The 20,635-nt window shown below is 68.6% G+C and carries 17 protein-coding genes; 6 read left to right on the top strand and 11 right to left on the bottom strand.

The features are described from left to right. Window positions 1-135: 135 nt before the first annotated feature. The 5 genes from AB4083_RS09535 to AB4083_RS09515 form a co-directional block, all read right to left on the bottom strand. Window positions 136-663, bottom strand: coding sequence for a CinA family protein (locus tag AB4083_RS09535; RefSeq protein WP_441607553.1), 528 nt, complete (start codon window positions 661-663; stop codon window positions 136-138). Between the two features lie 130 nt (window positions 664-793). Next, on the bottom strand, window positions 794-3,193 hold the full coding sequence (locus AB4083_RS09530) for a TonB-dependent siderophore receptor (RefSeq protein WP_441607552.1): 2,400 nt from the start codon (window positions 3,191-3,193) through the stop codon (window positions 794-796). Between the two features lie 119 nt (window positions 3,194-3,312). Then, window positions 3,313-4,296, bottom strand: coding sequence for a FecR family protein (locus AB4083_RS09525; protein ID WP_441607551.1), 984 nt, complete (start codon window positions 4,294-4,296; stop codon window positions 3,313-3,315). Continuing rightward, window positions 4,296-4,838, bottom strand: coding sequence for an RNA polymerase sigma factor (locus AB4083_RS09520; protein WP_441607550.1), 543 nt, complete (start codon window positions 4,836-4,838; stop codon window positions 4,296-4,298). The genes AB4083_RS09525 and AB4083_RS09520 overlap by 1 nt, the downstream gene beginning before the upstream one ends. After that, window positions 4,835-5,890 (bottom strand): VirK/YbjX family protein, encoded by a 1,056-nt coding sequence (locus AB4083_RS09515; RefSeq protein WP_441607549.1) that lies wholly within the window; start codon window positions 5,888-5,890, stop codon window positions 4,835-4,837. Before AB4083_RS09515 ends, AB4083_RS09520 begins: the two co-directional genes overlap by 4 nt. A 240-nt stretch (window positions 5,891-6,130) precedes the next feature. Between AB4083_RS09515 and mutS the strand changes: the two genes are divergently transcribed. Further along, window positions 6,131-8,719: a DNA mismatch repair protein MutS gene (gene mutS / locus AB4083_RS09510; RefSeq protein WP_441607548.1), complete on the top strand. Its 2,589-nt coding sequence runs from the start codon at window positions 6,131-6,133 to the stop codon at window positions 8,717-8,719. 68 nt (window positions 8,720-8,787) lie between these two features. Here mutS and AB4083_RS09505 read toward each other — a convergent pair whose 3' ends face one another. Next, window positions 8,788-9,417 (bottom strand): glutathione S-transferase family protein, encoded by a 630-nt coding sequence (locus tag AB4083_RS09505; RefSeq protein WP_441607547.1) that lies wholly within the window; start codon window positions 9,415-9,417, stop codon window positions 8,788-8,790. 139 nt (window positions 9,418-9,556) lie between these two features. Between AB4083_RS09505 and AB4083_RS09500 the strand changes: the two genes are divergently transcribed. Next, window positions 9,557-10,156 (top strand): TetR/AcrR family transcriptional regulator, encoded by a 600-nt coding sequence (locus AB4083_RS09500; protein ID WP_441607546.1) that lies wholly within the window; start codon window positions 9,557-9,559, stop codon window positions 10,154-10,156. A 119-nt stretch (window positions 10,157-10,275) separates the two neighbouring features. Further along, window positions 10,276-12,477: a catalase/peroxidase HPI gene (gene katG, locus AB4083_RS09495; protein ID WP_441607545.1), complete on the top strand. Its 2,202-nt coding sequence runs from the start codon at window positions 10,276-10,278 to the stop codon at window positions 12,475-12,477. A gap of 195 nt (window positions 12,478-12,672) precedes the next feature. On the opposite strand, the gene AB4083_RS09490 is transcribed toward katG, so the two are convergent. The 3 genes from AB4083_RS09490 to AB4083_RS09480 all read right to left on the bottom strand — a co-directional run bounded on the left by AB4083_RS09490 (window position 12,673) and on the right by AB4083_RS09480 (window position 14,638). Continuing rightward, window positions 12,673-13,224, bottom strand: a complete 552-nt coding sequence (locus AB4083_RS09490) for a response regulator (protein WP_441607544.1) — start codon at window positions 13,222-13,224, stop codon at window positions 12,673-12,675. A 110-nt stretch (window positions 13,225-13,334) separates the two neighbouring features. Next, window positions 13,335-13,727, bottom strand: coding sequence for an RNA-binding S4 domain-containing protein (locus tag AB4083_RS09485; RefSeq protein ID WP_441607543.1), 393 nt, complete (start codon window positions 13,725-13,727; stop codon window positions 13,335-13,337). An 8-nt stretch (window positions 13,728-13,735) separates the two neighbouring features. Continuing rightward, window positions 13,736-14,638: an AEC family transporter gene (locus AB4083_RS09480; protein WP_441607542.1), complete on the bottom strand. Its 903-nt coding sequence runs from the start codon at window positions 14,636-14,638 to the stop codon at window positions 13,736-13,738. 129 nt (window positions 14,639-14,767) lie between these two features. On the opposite strand from AB4083_RS09480, the gene AB4083_RS09475 reads away from it, so the two are divergent. Together AB4083_RS09475 and AB4083_RS09470 are read left to right on the top strand one after the other, a co-directional pair. Continuing rightward, window positions 14,768-15,925, top strand: coding sequence for a flavin-containing monooxygenase (locus AB4083_RS09475; protein WP_441607541.1), 1,158 nt, complete (start codon window positions 14,768-14,770; stop codon window positions 15,923-15,925). A 117-nt stretch (window positions 15,926-16,042) separates the two neighbouring features. Then, window positions 16,043-16,606 carry a hypothetical protein gene (locus tag AB4083_RS09470; RefSeq protein WP_441607540.1) on the top strand — a complete coding sequence of 188 codons (564 nt, stop codon included), beginning with the start codon at window positions 16,043-16,045 and terminating at the stop codon, window positions 16,604-16,606. Window positions 16,607-16,678: 72 nt separating this feature from the next. Here AB4083_RS09470 and htpG read toward each other — a convergent pair whose 3' ends face one another. Both htpG and htpX read right to left on the bottom strand, forming a co-directional pair. Beyond that, window positions 16,679-18,541, bottom strand: a complete 1,863-nt coding sequence (gene htpG / locus AB4083_RS09465) for a molecular chaperone HtpG (RefSeq protein ID WP_441607539.1) — start codon at window positions 18,539-18,541, stop codon at window positions 16,679-16,681. Window positions 18,542-18,625: 84 nt separating this feature from the next. Next, window positions 18,626-19,516 carry a protease HtpX gene (htpX, locus tag AB4083_RS09460; RefSeq protein WP_441607538.1) on the bottom strand — a complete coding sequence of 297 codons (891 nt, stop codon included), beginning with the start codon at window positions 19,514-19,516 and terminating at the stop codon, window positions 18,626-18,628. Window positions 19,517-19,629: 113 nt separating this feature from the next. Here htpX and gluQRS point away from each other — a divergent pair, with 113 nt between their 5' ends. Then, window positions 19,630-20,496 (top strand): tRNA glutamyl-Q(34) synthetase GluQRS, encoded by an 867-nt coding sequence (gluQRS, locus tag AB4083_RS09455; protein WP_441607537.1) that lies wholly within the window; start codon window positions 19,630-19,632, stop codon window positions 20,494-20,496. Window positions 20,497-20,635: the final 139 nt, after the last annotated feature.

Below are 20,635 nucleotides of genomic sequence, written 5' to 3'. Positions count from 1 at the left end.
GTCTTGTATCCCGAATGCGTGAGGAGTGGCGGTTAAGTGACGAGCATGATGCGCCCGCCGTGTCTCATGGGCTGCGATCACGCAGACCGGCAGTATCCCATACCGGTCAAGCCTGCCTGTGTAGGCGAAAGCCGATCAGTCGGTCAGCGCCTTGCGCACGCCGACGAGGGCGGCGGCCACGGTCTGGCGCCGGATCGCCTCGCGGTCGCCGTCGAAGTGGAACTGCCGCCCGTGGGCGTAGCCGCCGCGGCGCTTCCAGCCGATCCACACCGTGCCCACCGGCTTGTCCGGGGTGCCGCCGCTGGGGCCGGCGATGCCGGTGACCGCCACCGCCATGCCCGCGCCGAAGCGCGCCAGCGCGCCGGAGACCATCTCCAGCACGGTCTCTTCACTGACCGCGCCGGTGCGCTCCAGCGTGCGCGGATTGACCCCCAGCAGCGCTTCCTTCGCCTCGTAGCTGTAGGTGACCACGCCGGCGTCGAACCAGGCCGAGCTGCCCGGCAGGTCGGTCAGCGCCTTGGCGATCCAGCCGCCGGTGCAGGACTCGGCCGTGACCAGCATGAGTTTGGCAGCCAGCGCCGCCGCGGCCACCTCGCCGGCAAGCGCGGCGAGATCGGCGTCGGTGGGCACGGACGGCAAGGGGGGCAAGGGGGGCAAGGACATGAAGGCTCCACGGGAAACGGGCGCACCGGGGGCGAAGGTGCGAAGCGGGCTGTTCTACCCCTTATGCACGCGGGGGCCAAGACTTGACCTTGCACGGACTTGAGCTTGCACGGACTTGAGCCGGACTCGATCAGAAATCGTAGCTGCCGCTCAGCAGCACGCTGCGCCGCTCGACCAGCGGCACGAAGCTGTCGTCGAAATCCTCCGCGCGCAGCTGCCGCCCGAGCAGGTTGCGCACGCCCAGGGTCACGCTCCAGCGCGGCGCGCGATAGAAGATGTTGGCGTCCAGGCTGTACTGCCCGGGATTGCGGAACACGGTCTGGCCATCGCTCAGCAGGCCATTGGCGCAGCTGCGCGCATGCAGCCCTGCGCCGACGCCCCAGCCGGCGCGCGCGGCGGGATCGAAGCTGTAGCTCGCCCATGCATCGACGCGATGCCGCGGCGCGCCCTGCGCCAGCGAGCCGTCGTGCTTGTGCACGCGCGCATAGGTGTAGCTCGCGCTGACGTCCAGGCCCGGCGCCAGCCGGCCGTTGATCTCCGCCTCGACCCCCTGGTTGGTCTGCCCGGGCCCGCGATAGCCGAAGTACGGCGGCTTCGAGGAGATCAGGTCGGTGCTGCGATCGAGCGCGATGCGGTACCAGGCCACGGTCAGGCGCGCCTTGTCCTGGACCAGGTCGAACTTGGCGCCGGCCTCGAGCTGGCGCGACAGCACCGGCAGCAGCGGCTTGCCGTTGCGGCCCAGCACGGTGTCGGGCTGGAAGCCGTGCGACAGGCTGGCGTACAGCGCCACGCCGGGCACCGGCTTGTAGACCAGGCCGAGATTGGGCACCCATTGCGCCTTGCGCCGCACCCACGGCGAGCCGTCGCGGTGCTGGGTCGACAGCACGTAGGCGGAGCGGCGGATCGCCACCAGCGCGTTCCAGTGTTCGCCCAACTGCATGTGGTCCTGCAGGAACAGGCCGCTGTCGGTCACCCATGGATCGCCGGAGAAGGTGAACTTGCTCGCGCCGAACGGGCTCATCGCCTGGTCCGAGGTCAGCGACGCCACCGGCGGCAGCCGTTCACCGCCCAGGATGTCGATGCTGCCGTCGCCGACCGAGGCCTGCACGTCCTCGTAGCGGCCCACACGCGCCCGCGAGTAGTCGAAGCCGAGCATCACCGTGTGATGCGTGACACCTAGCGAGAACGCCGCCACCAGTTCGTTCTGCAGCGTGTAGTACGCATCGGTGTAGCGGTACTTGTCGGCCACCGCGTAGGCCGGCGGCTCGACCGTCGGGAAGAACACCCACCAGGCCTGCTGCATGCTGGATTCGTGTACGTACTGCGCGCGGCTGCGCAACGACCAGGTGTCGTCGAAGGCGTGCTCGAACAGGTAGTAGTAGCGGGTGGTGCGGAACTGCGAGTGGTCCTGCGGATTGCCCAGCAGCAGGTTCCGCGGCGTCGCCGTCGAGGGCGTGTCGTCCACCCAGGTCACGTGGTCCGGCATCGGAAAGCGGTTGACCATGCGCGACAGGCCGACGATCCACTGCGTATCGCCGCCGTTCCAGCCCAGTGAGGGCGCGATGTAGTTGGTGCGCCGGCCGGCGTAGCCCTGCGGCGAGCGGTCGGTGCGGTCGACCGAGAACACCGCGCGGTACAGCCAGTGTCCGTCGCCATCGAGCTTGCCGGCGAAATCGCCGTCGAGCTGCGTATCGCCATGGCTGCCCAGCGCCCACGTCAACCGGTGCACCGGCGTGGCCTGCGGCTTCTTCAAGACCAGGCCGATCAGGCCGCCGAAATTATTGCTGCTCGAGACATCGCCCAGGATCGATTGCGGGCCACGCGGGATCTCGATGCGCTCCACCGCCACCAGCGGCGGCATGTCGCCGACGCCGACCACGGCATTGGGCATGCCGTCGGTCAGGCCGTTGCCGGCGCGGAAGCCGCGGATGCGGAACTGCGGCAGGCCGACATCGGTGTCCAGGTATTGCACGCCGGCCACGGTGCGCAGCGCATCGGGCACGGTGCGGTCCTGGCGCGCATCCATCAGGTCCCGGGTGACCACGCCCACCGATTGCGGCAGGTCGGCCGGATCGGCATCCAGGCGCGCCGAGCCGCTGGCGAATTCGGTCCGGTAGCCGTTGGCGAACAGGCCCACGGAATGCACCGGCGCAAGATTGGTGATGGGCACCGGCGGCGGCTCGGCATGTCCCGGCGGCAACGGGGCCGCCGGCTTGATCACCACCGTGGTGGCGCCGATGAAGCGATAGGTGAGCGAGGTGCCGCGCAGCAGCGCGTCGAGCGCCTCCTCGCGGGCGAACTGGCCCTGCACCGGCGAGGCGCGCAGCGAGGCCGCCAGCTCGCCGGAGACCAGGACCTGCACGTTCGCCTGCCCGCCATAGGCGATCAGCGCCGGCGCCAGCGGCTGGGCCGCGATGGCGAAGCTCAGCCTGGCCGGGACAGCGCTGTCATCGTTCGCCGCGGCTGCATGGGGCGACCACGGCGACGCCACCATGCAGCCGCAAGCGAACAGCCAACCCAAACGACCCATGTCCTACGCCGCTTCCCCGACGAAAACGTTGAGTGTGACATGGTCGACAATTCATTAGGAATTCTTCTTATGAGCGAGGGCCGGCATCGATTCAGACAGATACCGGCCAGGCTTGCCCTTTACTGACGCGCGACCGGCTCCCGGCTGCTCAGCACCACCTCGGTAGGCCGCATGTCCACGCGCAGCGGCAGTACCTGGGGCAAGGCTTCCAGCCAGCGGTCGATCGCATCCGTGCGGATGGTGCCGGTGAAGGCCAGCGCGGCCAGCTTCGCGTCGGCGATGCGCACCGGCCGCTTGCTGTAGCGATTGAGGCTGGCCACCACCACGTCCAGCGGCTCGTTGTCGAACTCCAGCCGATGCTCGCGCCAGGCCGCGGTCCGTGCCGGATCGGACTGCACGATCTGCAACCCCGCGCCCGGCACGAAGACGATGCGCTGCCCCGCCGTGGCCTCCTGCACGCTGACGGCGCCCGGCGCGTTGACCATCACGCGGCCTTCGGCCACTTCGATCATCACCCGGTCGCCGCCGCGGCGCACGTCGAACGAGGTGCCCACGTCGCGGATGCGCACTTCGCCCACGCGCACCTCGAACGGCATATCGTCCGGGGCGATCTGGAAGAACGCCTCGCCTTCGCTCAACTCCACCTTGCGCAGGTTGCTGTCGAAGCGCGCGGCGATGCGCGAGGCGCCGCCCAGCACCACCTGGGTGCCGTCCGGCAGGCGCACGTCCTGGCGCTGCGCCACTTCGCTGGCGTAGTCGCGTGCCACCGTGGCGGTGAGCAGGGTCCAGGCCAGGTAGCCGCCGGTGGCCGCCGCCGCGAAGCCCGCGGCCAGCGCCAGCGGCAGCCACGGACGCGCGCTTTTCTTCGCACGCTGCGGGCTTGGCAGGCCGCGCCGGAGCACATCGCGGGAGGCGTCGTCCAGATGCTCCATATCGTCGGCGAGCGCGCCGAGGCGCTCGAACGCGGCCAGGTTCTCCTCGCGTGCGGACCAGGCGATCCATTGCAGCAGCGTCGCCTCGGACACTTCCGGCTCGCGCAGGCGCAGCCACCAGTCGGCGGCGGCGCTCAGGCGCGCTTCTTCGATTGTCGTGATGCCGGACATCAGCCTTCCTCCAGCTGGTCGACCCGGGCGCGGCAATGCGCCAGGGCCCGCGTAACGTGGTAGCGCACCATGCGCTCGCTCAAGCGCATGGCATTCGCCACCGCGCGGAAATCCAGGCCTTCGATCATGTGCGCCATAAAGGCCTCGCGTGTTTTCGGTGGCAGTTCGCCCAGGGCCTGGCGCAGGCCGTGCAGGCGTTCGACAGCCATGGCCCGCCGCTCCGGCGGGGGTGCGGTCTGCGGTTCGCGGATCATCACTTCGTCGACCGCCCTGGCATGGATGCCGCGCTGGCGCAGCCGGTCCATGGCCAGGTTGGAAGCGGTGCGGAACAGATAGGCGCGCAGGTCGTCGACGCTTTCCGGGCGCTCCAGCGTCAGCATGCGCACGTAGGCTTCCTGCGCGACTTCCTGCGCGTCGGAGAGCGATTGCAGCCGGCACTGCAGGAACGCCAGCAGCGCGCGGTGATGCGTGCGGCACAGCTCTTCCAGGCGCGCGACGTGCGTCGCCGAGCGAGTGCCGGACTGATCGGATGGGGTGCTCACGGTATCCACGCGGGCTCCTGCGGCAAGAAGGGCATGAACGACGCGGCGGCGCGCGGCGCGGGCGACGCGGCCAGCTCGACGTGCGGCGCCGCGCGGCCCAGCGCGGCGGTCAGCACGCCCTCCGCGGCGATGCGCAGCGCCTCGCGGCGCCGGAACGCGGCACGGTGATGGCTGGGCACGTCCGCCTCGCTCTTGCGCGGCGGCTCGACCGGCAGTGCGAACCAGTCGCCCTCGGCCACCCCGTGCTGTTCCGTCCAGAACGCATCGTAGTCCGCCTGGAACTGTCCGGCACGGCGGCGATTCAGCGGGTGGGCCTGATTGGCGATGCCCAGCACGCGGCCGATGCCGGCATGGCGCGCGAAAGCGCAGGCCAGCCCCAGCATCAGCTGCTTGGGCCGCAGACCGTGCATCTGCTTGGTCAGCTCGCGCACCACCTCGCGCGCATCGGCGCCGCCCGGCCCCTGCAGGCAGCCGATGGCCAGCGTGCGGCCGTCGTCGATCACCGTGCACACCACGCGGTACAGCGTGCGGCCGCCGATTTCTTCCAGATGGATGCCGAGCTCGCCTTCGCAGCCCTTGTCGATCGACGGCTGCAGGCTCAACACCAGCTCGCTGCCATCCTTCAGCGCCAGCAGGCCCAGCGGCACGCCGCCTTCGACATAGATCGCGTCGAACAGCGGCGCGGGCAGCCTGGCCAGCACGAAGCGGTAATGCGCGTGCAGTGCGCGCAGGCGGTCGCGGCGGCGCCACTGGTCGTTGACGAAGCGATGCAGATGGCGCTCGAACAGGCGCGGGTCGCGGCGGCAGCAGGCGTGCATGCGCGCATCGCCCTGCACGAAACGCAGGTAGGCGCCGTGCAGCAACGGCAGGCACAAGGCGCGGGCCAGGTATTTGGCCGCTTCGCGCAGGCGGGCACGCGGCGCGCGCGGCCAGTCCTGGCGCTGCCGCAGCGAGGCGAGCCAGCCGCGCGCCGGTGCGGCGGGCGCAGGGCGGCGCAAGCCTGGCGCCAGCTTCAAGGCGCCGCCATCGGAGACGGTGAGACGGATGTTCAAGCGAAGCGCTCGTGTAGTGAGTAAAGACCCCCGGAGGACGAACTCACGCGACGTTTTTGAAATGCCCCGCTGCGCGCCGGCAGGCCTGCAAGGTACCTGTCGCGTCAGTCACTTGCGCCGCGCCCCTCGTGCGCTGCTGCCCCAGGCCGTATGCTTCGACGCTTTCGCTCCACCTTCCGGCGCCGCCACGCAGCTGCGGCCGACTCACGCCGGAGCAGCCACCGGAATGCACGGATACCGATGACGGACGCCTATCTCGACCACACCCCGCTGATGCGCCAGTACCTGACGGCCAAGGCCGCGCACCCCGAGGTGCTGCTGTTCTTCCGCATGGGCGATTTCTACGAGCTGTTCTACGACGACGCGCGCAAGGCCGCGCGGCTGATGGACATCACGCTCACCCAGCGCGGCCAGTCGGCCGGCCAGCCGATTCCGATGGCGGGCGTGCCGTATCACGCGCTGGAGAACTATCTGGCCAAGCTGGTGCGGCTGGGCGAGTCGGTGGCGATCTGCGAGCAGATCGGCGACCCGGCGCTGGCCAAGGGCATCGTCGAGCGCAAGGTGGTGCGCATCGTCACGCCGGGCACGGTCACCGACGCCGCCCTGCTGGAAGAACGCCGCGACAATTTATTGCTGGCGATCGCTGCTGGCCCGCAGGCCAGCTATGGCCTGGCCTGGGTGGACCTGGGCAGCGGCCGCTTCCTGCTCAGCGAAGTGCCCAGCGCCGAAGCGCTGGCCGCGGAACTGGCGCGGCTGCAGCCGGCCGAGACCCTGGTCGACGAAGCGGTGGCCTGGCCCAAGCTGGTCAGCACCCTGCCCGGCCTGCGCCGGCGTCCGCCCTGGCATTTCGATGCCGACGCCGCGCGGCGCGAACTCAATCGTTTCTTCGGCACGCGCGACCTCGGCGGCTTCGGCGTGGACAACCTGCCGCTGGCGATCGCCGCCGCCGGCTGCCTGCTCGGCTATGTGGAAGAAACCCAGAAGAGCGCGCTGCCGCACGTGTCCGGCATGGCGGTGGAAAGCGCCGGCGAAACCATCGCCATGGACGCGGCTACGCGCCGCAATCTGGAGCTGGATACGCATCCCAGCGGCCGCACCGAACACACCCTGCTCGGCGTGCTCGACGAAAGCGTCACGCCGATGGGCGCGCGCCTGCTGCGCCGCTGGCTCAACCGTCCGCTGCGCGCGCGCGACGCGCTGCGTCGCCGCCACCAGGCGATCCGTGCGCTGCTGGACAACGCGTCGATCAATGGCCGGGGCTACGAAAGCCTGCGCGAACGCCTGCGCGGCATCGGCGACCTGGAACGCATCCTGGCCCGCGTGGCGCTGCGCTCGGCGCGCCCGCGCGACCTGTCCACCCTGCGCGACGGCCTCGCCGCCGCGCCGCTGCTGCGCGACGAGATCGCCGCGCTGGACAGCCCGCTGCTGCACAGCCTGGTCGAGCGCATCGGCGACCACGCCGACAACGCCGCCCTGCTCGCCACGGCGATCGTGCCGCAGCCGCCGGTACTGCAGCGCGACGGCGGCGTCATCGCCGACGGCTACGACGCCGAACTCGACGAACTGCGCCGCCTGTCCACTCACGCCGACCAGTACCTGGTCGAACTGGAAGAGCGCGAGAAAGCCGCCAGCGGCATCCCGACGCTCAAGGTCGGCTACAACCGCGTGCACGGCTATTACATCGAGATCAGCAAGGCGCAATCGGAAAAAGCGCCCACCCATTACACGCGCCGCCAGACCACCAAGAACGCCGAGCGCTACATCACCGAAGAACTGAAGAACTTCGAGGACAAGGTGCTCTCCGCCAAGGAGCGCTCGCTGATGCGCGAGCGCGCGCTGTACGAAGCGCTGCTCGATACGCTCACCGAGCGCCTGGAACCGCTGAAATCCGCCGCCGCCGCGATGGCCGAGCTCGACGTGCTGTCCAACCTGGCCGAACGCGCCGCCAGCCTGGACTGGAGCGAGCCGGTACTGACCGACGAGCCCGGCCTGCACATCGAGCGCGGCCGCCATCCGGTGGTGGAGAAAGTGCGCGCCGAGCCGTTCGAGCCGAATGACCTGAAGCTCGACGACGCGCGCCGCATGCTGGTGATCACCGGCCCGAACATGGGCGGTAAGTCGACCTATATGCGGCAGAACGCGCTGATCGTGCTGCTCGCGCATATCGGCAGCTATGTACCGGCCAGCGCCGCGGCGATCGGCCCGATCGACCGCATCTTCACCCGCATCGGCGCGGGCGACGATCTTTCGCGCGGCCAGTCCACCTTCATGGTGGAGATGAGCGAGACGGCCAATATCCTGCACAACGCCAGCGCCGACAGCCTGGTGCTGATGGATGAAGTCGGCCGCGGCACCAGCACCTACGACGGCCTGGCCCTGGCGCGCGCCGCCGCGGTGCATCTGGCCGCGAGCAGCCGCGCGTATACGCTGTTCGCCACGCATTATTTCGAACTGACCGAACTGCCCGGCGAATACCCCAGCATCGCCAACGTGCATCTGGACGCGGTGGAATACGGCGACCAGTTGGTCTTCATGCATGCGGTAAAGGAAGGCCCGGCCAACCGCAGCTTCGGCCTGCAGGTGGCGGCGCTGGCCGGCCTGCCGAAGTCGGTGATCGCCGATGCGCGGCGCACATTGGCGGAGCTGGAGCGCGGCATGCATCAGCATGCGTCGGCGCTGAAGCCGAAGGCGGACAGTTCGCCGCAATTGGGTTTGTTCGCACCGGCGGAACCATCGGCGGCGGAGCGCGCGCTGGACGAAGTCGATCCGGATGCGCTGACGCCGCGCGAGGCGCTGGAGGTGTTGTATCGCCTCAAAGCCTTGCTTTGAGGCGATACGTAATCGAACCTGGCCGCCTCAAAGCATTGCTTTGAGGCGATAGCGTTCAACTCAGCAGATCAGGCCGCCGCGGGAATCGCCGCCGGGAACGGCTCGCGCCACGCCGGCAAGGCCATCAGCCGCTCGTGCCAGCGCACGATGTGCGGGAACTCCGCCACCGGCAGATGCGCGCTCGTCGACCACGGCAGCAGCACGCCGACGCCGAAGTCCGCGATGCTCAGCTTGTCGCCGACCAGATAATCGCGCGTCGCCAGATGCTCATCGAGCACGCCGGCAAAGCGGCGGAAGAAGTTGGTGGCTTCCTCCACCGCGGCGGCGTTCGGTTCGCCCAGCCCCAGGAACGGCTTGATCATGTGCTCGAAGTAGAGCGAGCTGCCGTGGCGCGAGAAGTGCGCGATATCCCAGGACAGCCAGCGCAGCACTTCGACCTGGCTGGCCGCATCGGCGGGCCACAGATCCGAACCGGCCTTCACCGCGAGGTGCGCCATGATCGCGGTGCTCTCCCACAGGCGCAGGTCGCCGTCGACCAGCAGCGGCACCTTGCCGTTCGGGTTCTGCTCCAGGAACGCCGGCGAGCGTTGTTCGCCCTTGGCCAGATCGACCCGGATGAACTCCACCGGCGATCCGAGGTACTTCGCCACCGCACATGCCTTGCGCGGGTTCATGGTCTCTGCGTAGTACAGCTTCATGGTCATGCCTCCATCAGGTGAGGGGCTCCAGCCCCAGGGGGATGACGACGAAGTCTGCCGCCTGACTACATATGTTCAAGAACATATTCTGTGGCGGGAGTACGCTTGCGCGGTTCCCCCTCCCCTGCATGACGCCGCCATGCCCTACACCGCCGAACACAAGCAGAAAACCCGCGAACGCATCGTCGAATCCGCGCGCGAGCTGTTCAATCGCCGCGGCTTCTCCGAGGTCTCCATCGACGAAATCATGCGTCAGGCAGGACTGACCCGCGGCGGCTTCTACAACCATTTCAAGGCGAAGGAAGAGCTGTACGCGGAAGCCGTCCAGGCCTATATGCATTTCGATCCGTCGCAGCGCTGGAGCGGCATCGAGTTCGATCCGGAAGCGAAAGGCACGGCCTGCGCGCAGCAGATGGTGAACATCTATCTTTCCAACGCGCACCTGCAGGACGTCGAAGGCCATTGCCCGCTGATCGCCCTGCCCACCGACACCGCGCGTGCAGGCTCCCAGGCGCGGCTGGCGTACTGCAAGCTGGTCGAGCACATGGCCAGCATGATGACCGGCGGCCTGGAAGGCTTCGAAGGCGACGAAGCGCGCAAGCGCGGCCTGGCGATCACCGCCCTGTGCGTGGGCGGCATGGTGCTCGCGCGCACCATCGAGGATCCGGCCTTCGTCGAAGAAGTGCGCCAGGCGGCACACGACATGGCGCTGCAGCTGATCGCGCCCGAGGCCGACTGACTCATAGCCAGAGGCTATGGGAATAATAAGAACAATCTAGTTCACCTAAGAGACCTATCTGCGTAGATTCAGATGGCAAGCCAGCCGACGCCAGCCACTCCGACTAGAAGGAATCTCCCGTGACCCAAGATCCCCACAGCACGACACCCACTTCCGAAGCGTCGAAGTGCCCCGTCCACCACGCCGGCAAGAGCGGCACCAGCAATCAGGATTGGTGGCCCAATCAGCTCAATCTGAAAATCCTGCACCAGCATTCCCCGCTGTCCGATCCGATGGAAGGCGGTTTCGATTACGCCAAGGCTTTCGGGCAGCTCGACTACGACGCGCTCAAGCGCGACCTGCACGCGCTGATGACCGATTCGCAGGAGTGGTGGCCGGCCGACTTCGGCCACTACGGCCCGCTGTTCATCCGCATGGCCTGGCATAGCGCCGGCACCTACCGCACCGGCGACGGCCGCGGAGGCGCCGGGGCCGGCCAGCAGCGTTTCGCTCCGCTCAACAGCTGGCCGGACAACGGCAACCTGGACAAGGCGCGCCGCCTGCTGTGGCCGCTGAAGCAGAAGTACGGCCGCAACATCTCCTGGGCCGACCTGATGATCCTGGCCGGCAACGTCGCGCTGGAATCGATGGGCTTCAAGACCTTCGGCTTCGCCGGCGGCCGTCCGGACGTGTGGGAGCCGGAGGAAGACGTCTACTGGGGCACCGAGACCACCTGGCTGGGCGGCGACAAGCGCTATTCCGGCGAACGCGACCTGGACAACCCGCTGGCAGCCGTGCAGATGGGCCTGATCTACGTCAATCCGGAAGGCCCGGAAGGCAAGCCCGACCCGCTCGCCGCGGCCCGGGACATCCGCGAGACCTTCGCCCGCATGGCGATGAACGACGAGGAGACCGTGGCGCTGATCGCCGGCGGCCATACCTTCGGCAAGACCCACGGCGCTGGCCCCGCCAACCACGTGGGCGTGGAGCCGGAAGGTGCCGGCATCGAGGAACAGGGCCTGGGCTGGCGCAGCAGCTACAACAGCGGCAAGGGCTCGCATGCGATCACCAGCGGCCTGGAAGTGACCTGGACCACCACCCCGACCCAGTGGGGCAACGGCTTCTTCGACAACTTGTTTGGCTACGAGTGGGAACTGAGCAAGAGCCCGGCCGGCGCGCACCAGTGGGTGGCCAAGGACTCCAGCGATGTGATCCCGGATGCGCACGACGCGTCGAAGAAGCATCGCCCGACCATGCTCACCACGGATCTTTCGCTGCGCATCGATCCGATCTACGAAAAGATCTCCCGCCGCTTCCACCAGCATCCGGAGCAGCTCGCCGACGCCTTCGCCCGCGCCTGGTTCAAGCTCACCCACCGCGACATGGGGCCGCGCGCCCGCTACCTCGGCCCGGAAGTGCCGGCCGAAGAGCTGCTGTGGCAGGACCCGATCCCCGCCATCGACCATGAAGTGATCGACAGCAAGGACATCGCCGCGCTCAAGAGCAAGCTGCTTGCCTCCGGCCTGTCGACGGCCGAGCTGGTCTCCACCGCGTGGGCTTCGGCCTCCACCTTCCGCGGCTCCGACAAGCGCGGCGGCGCCAACGGTGCGCGCATCCGCCTGGCCCCGCAGAAAGATTGGGCGGCGAACCAGCCGGAACAGCTGGCCAAGGTGCTCAAGCTGCTCGAAGGCATCAAGCGCGAGTTCAATGCAGCGCAGTCCGGCGACAAGCGCGTCTCGCTGGCCGACCTGATCGTGCTGGGCGGCAACGCCGCGGTCGAACAGGCGGCGAAGAAGGCCGGCGTCGAGGTTGCCGTGCCGTTCGCGCCGGGCCGGATGGATGCCACGCAGGAACAGACCGACGTGGAATCGTTCGCAGTGCTGGAACCGGTCGCCGACGGCTTCCGCAACTTCCTCAAGCAGCGCTACAGCGTGCCGTCCGAAGTGCTGCTGGTCGACAAGGCCCAGCTGCTGACGCTGAGCGCGCCGGAGATGACCGTGCTGGTCGGCGGCCTGCGCGTGCTCGACAGCAATGTCGGCCACAGCAGCCACGGCGTGTTCACCCAGCGCCCGGGGACGCTGAGCAACGACTTCTTCGTCAACCTGCTGGACATGGGCACGGAGTGGAAGGCGGTGTCGCACGACGTGTTCGAGGGTCGCGACCGCAAGAGCGGCGCACTGAAGTGGACCGCCACCCGCTCCGACCTGGTGTTCGGTTCCAACTCGCTGCTGCGCGCGGTCGCCGAGGTCTACGGCAGCGCGGATGCACAGGCGAAGTTCGTGCACGACTTCGTGGCGGCGTGGGGCAAGGTGATGGAGCTGGACCGGTTCGAGCTGAAGTAATGCTCGCAGCCTGAAAGGCCGTAACAACAAAGCGCCGCAACGTGATTACGCTGCGGCGCTTTTGTTTGGACCAGACCTCCGACGCAGACCCGATGTAGGTTGGGGTGAGCCGCAGGCGAACCCCAACAACACGCCAGGGTCGAACGTGATCATGTTGGGGTTCGCCTGCGGCTCACCCCAACCTACGCCACGTCGTTATACGGCCAGGCCGGACAGGCCCGCCGGCAATTCCTCGCACGGCAATTCCGGCTGCGCCGACGGCACTTCCACCGGCTCCGGCGCCCGCGCCGGCAGCCGCCCAAGGCGCACCAGGCGGTCGACGCACACCTGCACCTCGCGCCGGCCGAACGGCTTCCTGAGGAAATCGTCGGCGCCGAAGCGCTGCACGTAGAACTGTTCGGTGGCCTGCGGGTTGCCGCTGATCATCACGATCGGCACGTCGCGGGTCAGCGGGTCGTGGCGCAGTGCGCGCAGCACGGCAAAGCCGTTGATGCCCGGCAGCACGATGTCCAGGAAGATCAGCGCCGGCTGCTCGGCGCGCGCCACGTCCAGCGCGCTTTCGCCGTCGAGTGCCCTGAGCGTGGCATAGCCTTCCTGGGTGAGCTGCCGGCCGAGCACCGCCAGCAGGGTCGGCGAGTCGTCCACCATCAGTACGCGTGCGCCTTCCGGCGCCTGCAGCCGCACGGGCTCAGCCGGCTCGTGTGCCGCGGCACCGAGCAGGCGCTTGAAGAATCCGATTCCAGACATGATGAGCGGCCCCTTTTCCGCTGGCTGCCGGGGCGGAACACGCCATCGCGCCGCGCCGCAGCCGATGCGAATGCTCGCTCAGAAGCGCCGAACAAACTGCGATGCGCTGCTCACAGGGAATCCTTTAAGCGTCGCAATTCCCGACGTTCCTGCTTGTCCGGGCGCCGCAAGGGGCCGACGGTACCCACCAGGCGGCGCTGTTCGCGCGCGGCTTCGCGTGCCGCAAGGCTGGCCTCAGTCTCGCGATACAGCGCCTGCGCTGCCGGCGCCGGGCCACGCCGTTCGCTCAGCGCCAGCACTTCCACCTCCAGCCGTTCCTCGCCGCGGGTGATGCGCAGGCGGTCGCCGCCATGCAGGGTCTTGGCCGGCTTGCAGCCGGCGTCGTTGACGTCGACCTTGCCGCCGTCGATGGCGTGCTTGGCCAGCGCCCGGGTCTTGAAGAAGCGTGCAGCCCAGAGCCATACGTCCGCGCGCACGGCGGTCAGTTCATTCGATGCGGTCATGCCGGCCATTATCCGCCGAGCAGCAGGTTCGCCAAGGGCACGGTCGCCAGCGAAAGCACGATGCCCGCACCCAGCACGGTGTTGGCGAGCGAAGGCTCCAGCCCGTGTTCGTCGGCCAGGATCGCCGCCGAGATCATCGGCGCCATCGCCGCCTGCAGCACGCCCACGGTCAGCACCAGGCCGCCCACCCCCGCGGCCACGCCCAGCGCCAGGCTGAGCAAGGGCGCCAGCGCCAGCTTCCAGGCCAGGCCCAGCGCCAGCGGGCCGGCCTGCCGCTCGCCGAGCCGGAAAGTGAACTGCAGGCCGACCGAGAACAGCGCCAGCGGCGTCAGCGTGTTGCCGACCGCCCCCAGCACACCATCGACCACCGTTGGCCAGCCGCCGCAGGCGCCGGCGATGCCGCCGACCACCAGGGCGACAAAGGCCGGAAAGGTCAGGATGCGGCGCAGGATCGCGCGCGCATCCGTCGAGCCGCCGCCATACAGATTGGCCACCACCACCCCGGCCGAGGCCAGCAGCGGAAAACAGCCGAGCTGGTCGGCCACCACGGCCAGGGTCAGGCCTTGCGAACCATGCAAGGCCTGCATCATCGGGTAGCCCATGAACGAGGTATTGCCCAGGCCGCAGACCAGGGTCAGCGCGCCGATGCGCCCGCGCGACCAGCCCAGCCAGCGTCCCAGCAGCGCGAACAGCGCCCAGGCGCCGAAGAAGGTGATCCACATGGTGGCCACCGGAAACCACAGCTGCGCATCCGGCTGCACCTTCGGCACCAGCTGCAGCACCAGCGCCGGCAGCGCGATGTTGATCACCCACCAGTTGATGCCCTGCACGGTGCCCGCCGGCGGCCGCGCATAGCGCTGCACCAGCAGGCCGAGCAGGAGACAGGCGAACAGCAGGATCAGGGCGGTCATCGGCACCGGAGGGGTGGAGGCGGCAAGCGGCTAGTTTCGCAGCTTCGCTACGACCTTCGCCCGCCCGGCGCGAAGGCGAAGTGGATATGTCCATAATCGAGCACCGCCACCCGACGAAGGCATGCACCGATGAGCGACACGGACGCCCTGGTGATCGGCGCCGGCCCCGCCGGCCTGGCCTGCGCCGCCATGCTCGGCCAGCACGGCCTGCACACCACCGTGCTGGAGAAAGCGGCGACCGTCGGCGCGGTGTGGCGCCGCCACTACGACCGCCTGCATCTGCACACCGACCGCGGCCACTCCGGCCTGCCGGGGTTGCCGATGCCGCGCGACTATCCGCGCTATCCATCGCGTGCACAGGTGGTGGCCTACCTGGAAAGCTATGCGGCGCACTTCGAGCTGCGGCCGGTGTTCGGCAGCGCCGCGCGCACGATCCGGCGGGCCGACGACGGCTGGCGCGTGGAGACCGCGACGCGCGCATGGACGGCGCCGGTGCTGGTGATCGCCACCGGCTGGGCGGATTTCCCGCATGTTCCCGCGTGGCCGGGACAAACCGAATACGGCGGCGAGGTGATCCACAGCAGCGCCTACCGCAACCCGGCGCCTTACGCCGGCCAGCGCGTGCTGGTGGTCGGCTTCGGCAATTCCGGCGGCGAGATCGCGCTGGACCTGGCCGAAGCAGGTGTCGACACCACCCTGGCCGTGCGCAGCCCGGTGTGCATCCTGCCGCGCGAACTGCTCGGCCTGCCGATCCTGACCTGGGCCATCGGCCAGGCCAGCCTGCCGCCGCGCCTGGCCGATGCGCTGAATGCACCGGCGATCCGGCTCGCGGTCGGTTCCATCGAGCGCCTCGGCCTGACCAAGGCGCCCAAGGGGCCGCGCCGGATGATCGCCGAGGACCGCAAGATTCCCCTGCTCGATATCGGCACGGTGGCGGCGATCCGTGCCGGGCGGATCAAGGTGCGCGGAGGCATCGAGCGTTTTACCGCGGACGGCGTGGCGTTCGAGCCGTCGCCGGCCACTGGCGGCAAAGCGCTGACCGAAGCCTTCCACGCGGTGATCCTCGCCACCGGCTTCCGCTCCGACCTGCGCGCGCTGCTGCCGGATGTACCGGAGGCGCTGGATACGCGCGGCCAGCCGCGCACCACCGGCCAGGCGGCCGGGTCCGGACCGCGCCATGCGGGTTTGTTCTTCTGCGGCCAAAGCCCCTCGCCCACCGGCCAGCTGCGCGAGATCGGCATCGAGGCGCAGCGGATCGCCCGGCTGGCCGCAGCGCTGCCACGTTGACCCCCGGCCCGTTGACACCAGCGCGTTGACACCGGCCAGGGGCGGGATCAGAGTCCGCCGCGGGAGGAGGCCGCAGCTGCGGTCCGGAGGTCCCACCCTCCATCCAAGGAGCCCACCATGAAGCGTTTGCGTTTCCTCGCGTTACTGGGCATGTCGCTCGTCGCGTCCCAGGCGGCGATGGCCACCGAATCGCTCAGCGATTTTCCGCTGAGAACCCTGCCCGTCCTGGTCAACGTCGATGCCGCGGGCAAGATCACCAGCGCCTCGCCGGCCATGCAGCTGCCGCCGGTCATGGAACGGCTGCTGCGCACCAACCTGGACGAAATGGTCTCCGGCCCCGCGCACTGGAAGGGCAAGCCGATCAGCAGCCAATGCATCATCAACGTGGCGCTGAAGGCTTCGCCGCGCGATGACGGCAAGTACGACGCCGGCTTCGCCTACCTGTCCGCCCAGCCGGTGCCGATCGGCCGCTGGCATTGGGTGAACCTCGACGGGCGCCGGCTGATGCTGGCCAATGACGATTTCCCGCGCCGCTTGCAGTCCCCGCGGTTCAATGGCGAGCGAGCTTCGTTCGGCTTTCCGAACGGCGCCGAGCGCAGCATGCCGTCGATGAACTCGATGCCGGCGATGAACTCACCCGCGTCTTCGCCCGGCGCCGCACCGGCTGGCCGAGGGCGCTGAGCACCAGCGCCGAAGCCACGAAAAAGCCCGCCGTCTCCGGCGGGCTTTTTTTTGCAGCAACGGATGGCTCGCTCAGCCGAGCAACACGCGATTCATGCGCTGCACGAACCCGGCCGGGTCCGGCAGCTGCGCGCCGGCGGTGATCTCCGCCTGCTCCAGCAGCAGATTGGCCAGGTCGCGCGCCTTGCCCTCGTCGCCTTCCGCCTCGACCCGCTGCAGCAGCGCGTGGCGCGGATTGATCTCCAGCGTCGGCTTGCTCTCCGGCGCGTCGTGCCCGGCTTCGCGCAGCAGGCGCGCCAGATGCGGGGCCATCTCGAAATCGGCCAGCGCCAGGCACGACGGCGAATCGGTGAGGCGCGCCGACACGCGCACGTCCTTCACCCGCTCGCCCAGCAGTTCCTTCAGCTTGTGCAGCAGCGGCTCGGCCGCCTTGCTGGCTTCCTGCTGGCGCTGCTGGTCGGCCTCGTCCAGCGGCAGCTCGCCCTTGGCCACGTTCTGCAGCTTCTTGCCGGCGTATTCGTTGAGGCTGCCGAGCATCCATTCGTCGATGCGGTCGGACATCAACAGCACTTCGATGCCCTTGGCCTTGAACGCTTCGAGCTGCGGACTGCCCAGGGCCGCAGTGTGGCTGTCGGCGGTGATGTACCAGACGATGTCCTGGCCCGGCGCCATGCGGCCGATGTAGTCGTCCAGCGCGACGGTCTGCGCCGCGCCGTCGCCCTTGGTCGAAGCGAAGCGCAGCAGCTTGGCGATGCGCTCGCGGTTGGCGTGGTCCTCGACGATGCCTTCCTTCAGCGTGTTGCCGAAGGCCTTGTAGAAGGTCGCGAACTTCTCGGGCTCGTCGCGCGCCAGCTTTTCCAGCAGATCGAGCACGCGCTTCACGCAGGCGCTCTTGATGCGCTCGAGCTGGCGGTTCTGCTGCAGGATTTCGCGGCTGACGTTGAGCGGCAGGTCGTCCGCATCGACCACGCCACGCACGAAGCGCAGGTAGTTCGGCAGCAGCTCTTCAGCGGCGTCCATGATGAAGACGCGCTTGATGTACAGCTTCAGCCCCTTGCGCTCGTCGCGCCCGCCCATCATCAGCTCGAACGGCGGCTGCGCCGGCAGGTACAGCAAGGTGGTGAAGCTCTGGCTGCCTTCGACGCGGTTGTGGGTCCAGGCCAGCGCATCGTTGAAGTCGTGCCCGAGCGCCTTGTAGAAGCTCTGGTAGTCCTCGTCGCTGATCTCCGACTTGGGCTTGGTCCACAGCGCCGAGGCGGCGTTGATGGTTTCCCATTCCTCGCCCGGCTTGCCGTCCTGTTCCAGCGGCATGCGGATCGGGAAGGCGACGTGATCGGAATAGCGGGTGATCAGCGACTTCAGCGTCCACGGCTGCAGGAACTCGTCCTCGTCGGCCTTCAGGTGCAGGACCACCGTGGTGCCGCGCTCGGCCAGTTCCAGCTGCTCCAGCGAGTATTCGCCCTTGCCGTCGCTGTCCCACTTCACGCCCTCGCCGGCGGCCGCGCCGGCGCGGCGGGTCAGCACGGTGACGCGGTCGGCGACCACGAAGGCGGAATAGAAACCGACGCCGAACTGGCCGATCAGGCGCGTGTCGGTCTTCTGCTCGGTGCTCATCGCCTCCAGGAAACGCCGCGTGCCGGAGCTGGCGATGGTGCCGATATTGGCCACCACTTCGTCCAGGCTCATGCCTACGCCGTTGTCGCGCACGGTGACCGTGCGGGCCGCCGGATCCCAGCTCACGTCGATGCGCAGCTCGCCGTCGCCGGCCAGCAGTTCCGGCTGGGCGATGGATTCGAAGCGCAGCTTGTCGCAGGCGTCGGAGGCGTTGGAGATCAGCTCGCGCAGGAAGATTTCCTTGTGCGAGTACAGCGAGTGGGTCACCAGATGCAGGACCTGGGCGACTTCGGCTTCGAATTTGCGGGTTTCGGTAGTCATGGACGCTGTTGTCGGCGTGGATGAAGGCAAACAATAACAAGGGAGGCGGGCGCGTGGCGCCCGCCTCCCCAGGAATCTCTCGTACTAGGCCTGCTGCTGCAGCGCCGCGATGCGCTCGTCCAGCGGCGGATGGCTCATGAACAGGCGCTGGAAGCCCGAAGCCAGGTGGCCGGAGATGCCGAACGCGGCGATGGTCTGCGGCAGCGTGCTCTCGCCGTGATTGGCCTGCAGGCGCTGCAGGGCCGAGATCATGGCGCCGCGGCCGGCCAGCTTGGCGCCGGCCGCGTCGGCGCGGAACTCACGCCAGCGCGAAAAGGCCATCACGATCATCGAGGCGAACAGGCCGAACACCAGCTGCAGCACCATCACCGACACGAAATAGCCGATGCCGCCACCGCCTTCGCGCTCGCGCCCGCCGGACATCCAGCTGTCCACCGCGCGGCCGACCAGGCGGGCGGCCAGGATCACCAGCGTATTGAGCACGCCCTGGACCAGGGTCAGGGTGACCATGTCGCCGTTGGCCACGTGGCCGATCTCATGCGCCAGTACGGCCGAGACCTGCTCGCGGTCCATCTGCTGCAACAGGCCGCTGCTGACCGCCACCAGCGAGCTGTTTTTGGTCATACCGGTGGCGAAGGCGTTCATTTCCGGCGCGTCGTAGATCGCCACCTCCGGCATGCCGATGCCGGCGTTCTGGGCATGGCGACGCACGGTGTCGACCAGCCAGCGCTCGCCCTCATTCTGCGGCTGCTCGATCACCCGGGCGCCGGTGGACATCTTGGCCATCCACTTAGACATGGCCAGCGAAATAAAGGCGCCGCCCATGCCGAACACCGCGGCATAGACCAGCAGCCCGGTCATGCCGCCGAGGCCGCGGGAGGCGGCCCACTGATCGATGCCGAGCAGCCGGCACACGATGCTGAGCAGGAACAGGACGGCGATATTGGTAAGCAGGAACAGAGCAATGCGACGCATGGCTGTCTCTCGGGCAGTCATGAAAAGGGAATGCGGCGGTGCCGCCCGTAAGTAATCGTGGCGATGCGTGCGGGTTTCAAGAGTGCGCCTGCGCTCGCCCTTACAATGCGTCCATGAGCTATCGCGGACGCTTCGCCCCCTCTCCGACCGGCCAACTCCATTTCGGTTCCCTCGTCGCCGCCCTGGCCAGCTGGCTGTGCGCGCGACACGCCGGGGGCCGCTGGCTGCTGCGGATGGAGGACATCGATCCGCCGCGCGAGGTGCCCGGCTCGGCGCGCGACATCCTCGCCGCCCTGCCCGCGTTCGGCCTGGTCGCCGACGAGCCGGCGCTGTTCCAGTCACAGCGGCTTGACGCTTATGAAGCGGCGTTCCAGCAGCTGCGCGGGCAGGACCAGGTGTTTCCCTGCTGGTGCAGCCGCGCCGAGCTGGCCGCGGCCGGCGGCATGCATCGCGACGGCCACTGCGTGGCAGCGCCCGAGCCGTCCCGCGCGCCGGCCTGGCGCTTGCGCGTGCCTGACGTGGAGCTCGCCTTCGACGACGGCCTGCAGGGTGCGCAGCGGCAGAACCTGCGCGAGGCCGCTGGCGATTTCGTGATCAAGCGGGTGGAAGGCTTCTACGCCTACCAGCTCGCCTGCGTGGTCGACGATGCCTGGCAGGGCGTGACCGCCGTGGTGCGCGGCAACGACCTGCTGGATTCCACGCCGCGCCAGATCTGGCTGCAACGCTGCCTGGGCCTGGCGACGCCGACCTATCTGCATCTGCCGCTGGCGGTGGATGCGGAAGGACGCAAGCTCTCGAAGTCCGAAAATGCGCATCCGGTGGACCCGCGCGATCCGCTGCCGGCACTGCGACGCGCCCTGCGTTTTCTCGAGCTGCCGCACGAGTTCGCCGCGAACCATCCCGAGGCCTTGCTGTCCCAAGCGCTCGCGTATTTCGATCCCGCGCGTTTGCCGCACTGCAGCGAACGATCGGCCTCGTGAGGCGCTGACTTCCGGCGGCATAAACCGCTATAAAGACCGAGCCGCCGCGACGCAACGCAGCGGCTGCTGCATCGACGAATTGCCATGTTCCCCCAGCAACATGGCGCGGCAACGCAGGATCGGGTTCCACAGCACTCTT

The sequence above is a fragment of the Dyella sp. 2RAB6 genome (genome assembly GCF_052115385.1).
GTDB lineage: Bacteria > Pseudomonadota > Gammaproteobacteria > Xanthomonadales > Rhodanobacteraceae > Dyella_D.
Note: the sequence above shows the minus strand (reverse complement) of the source record. Positions and strands in the feature narration are given on the sequence as shown.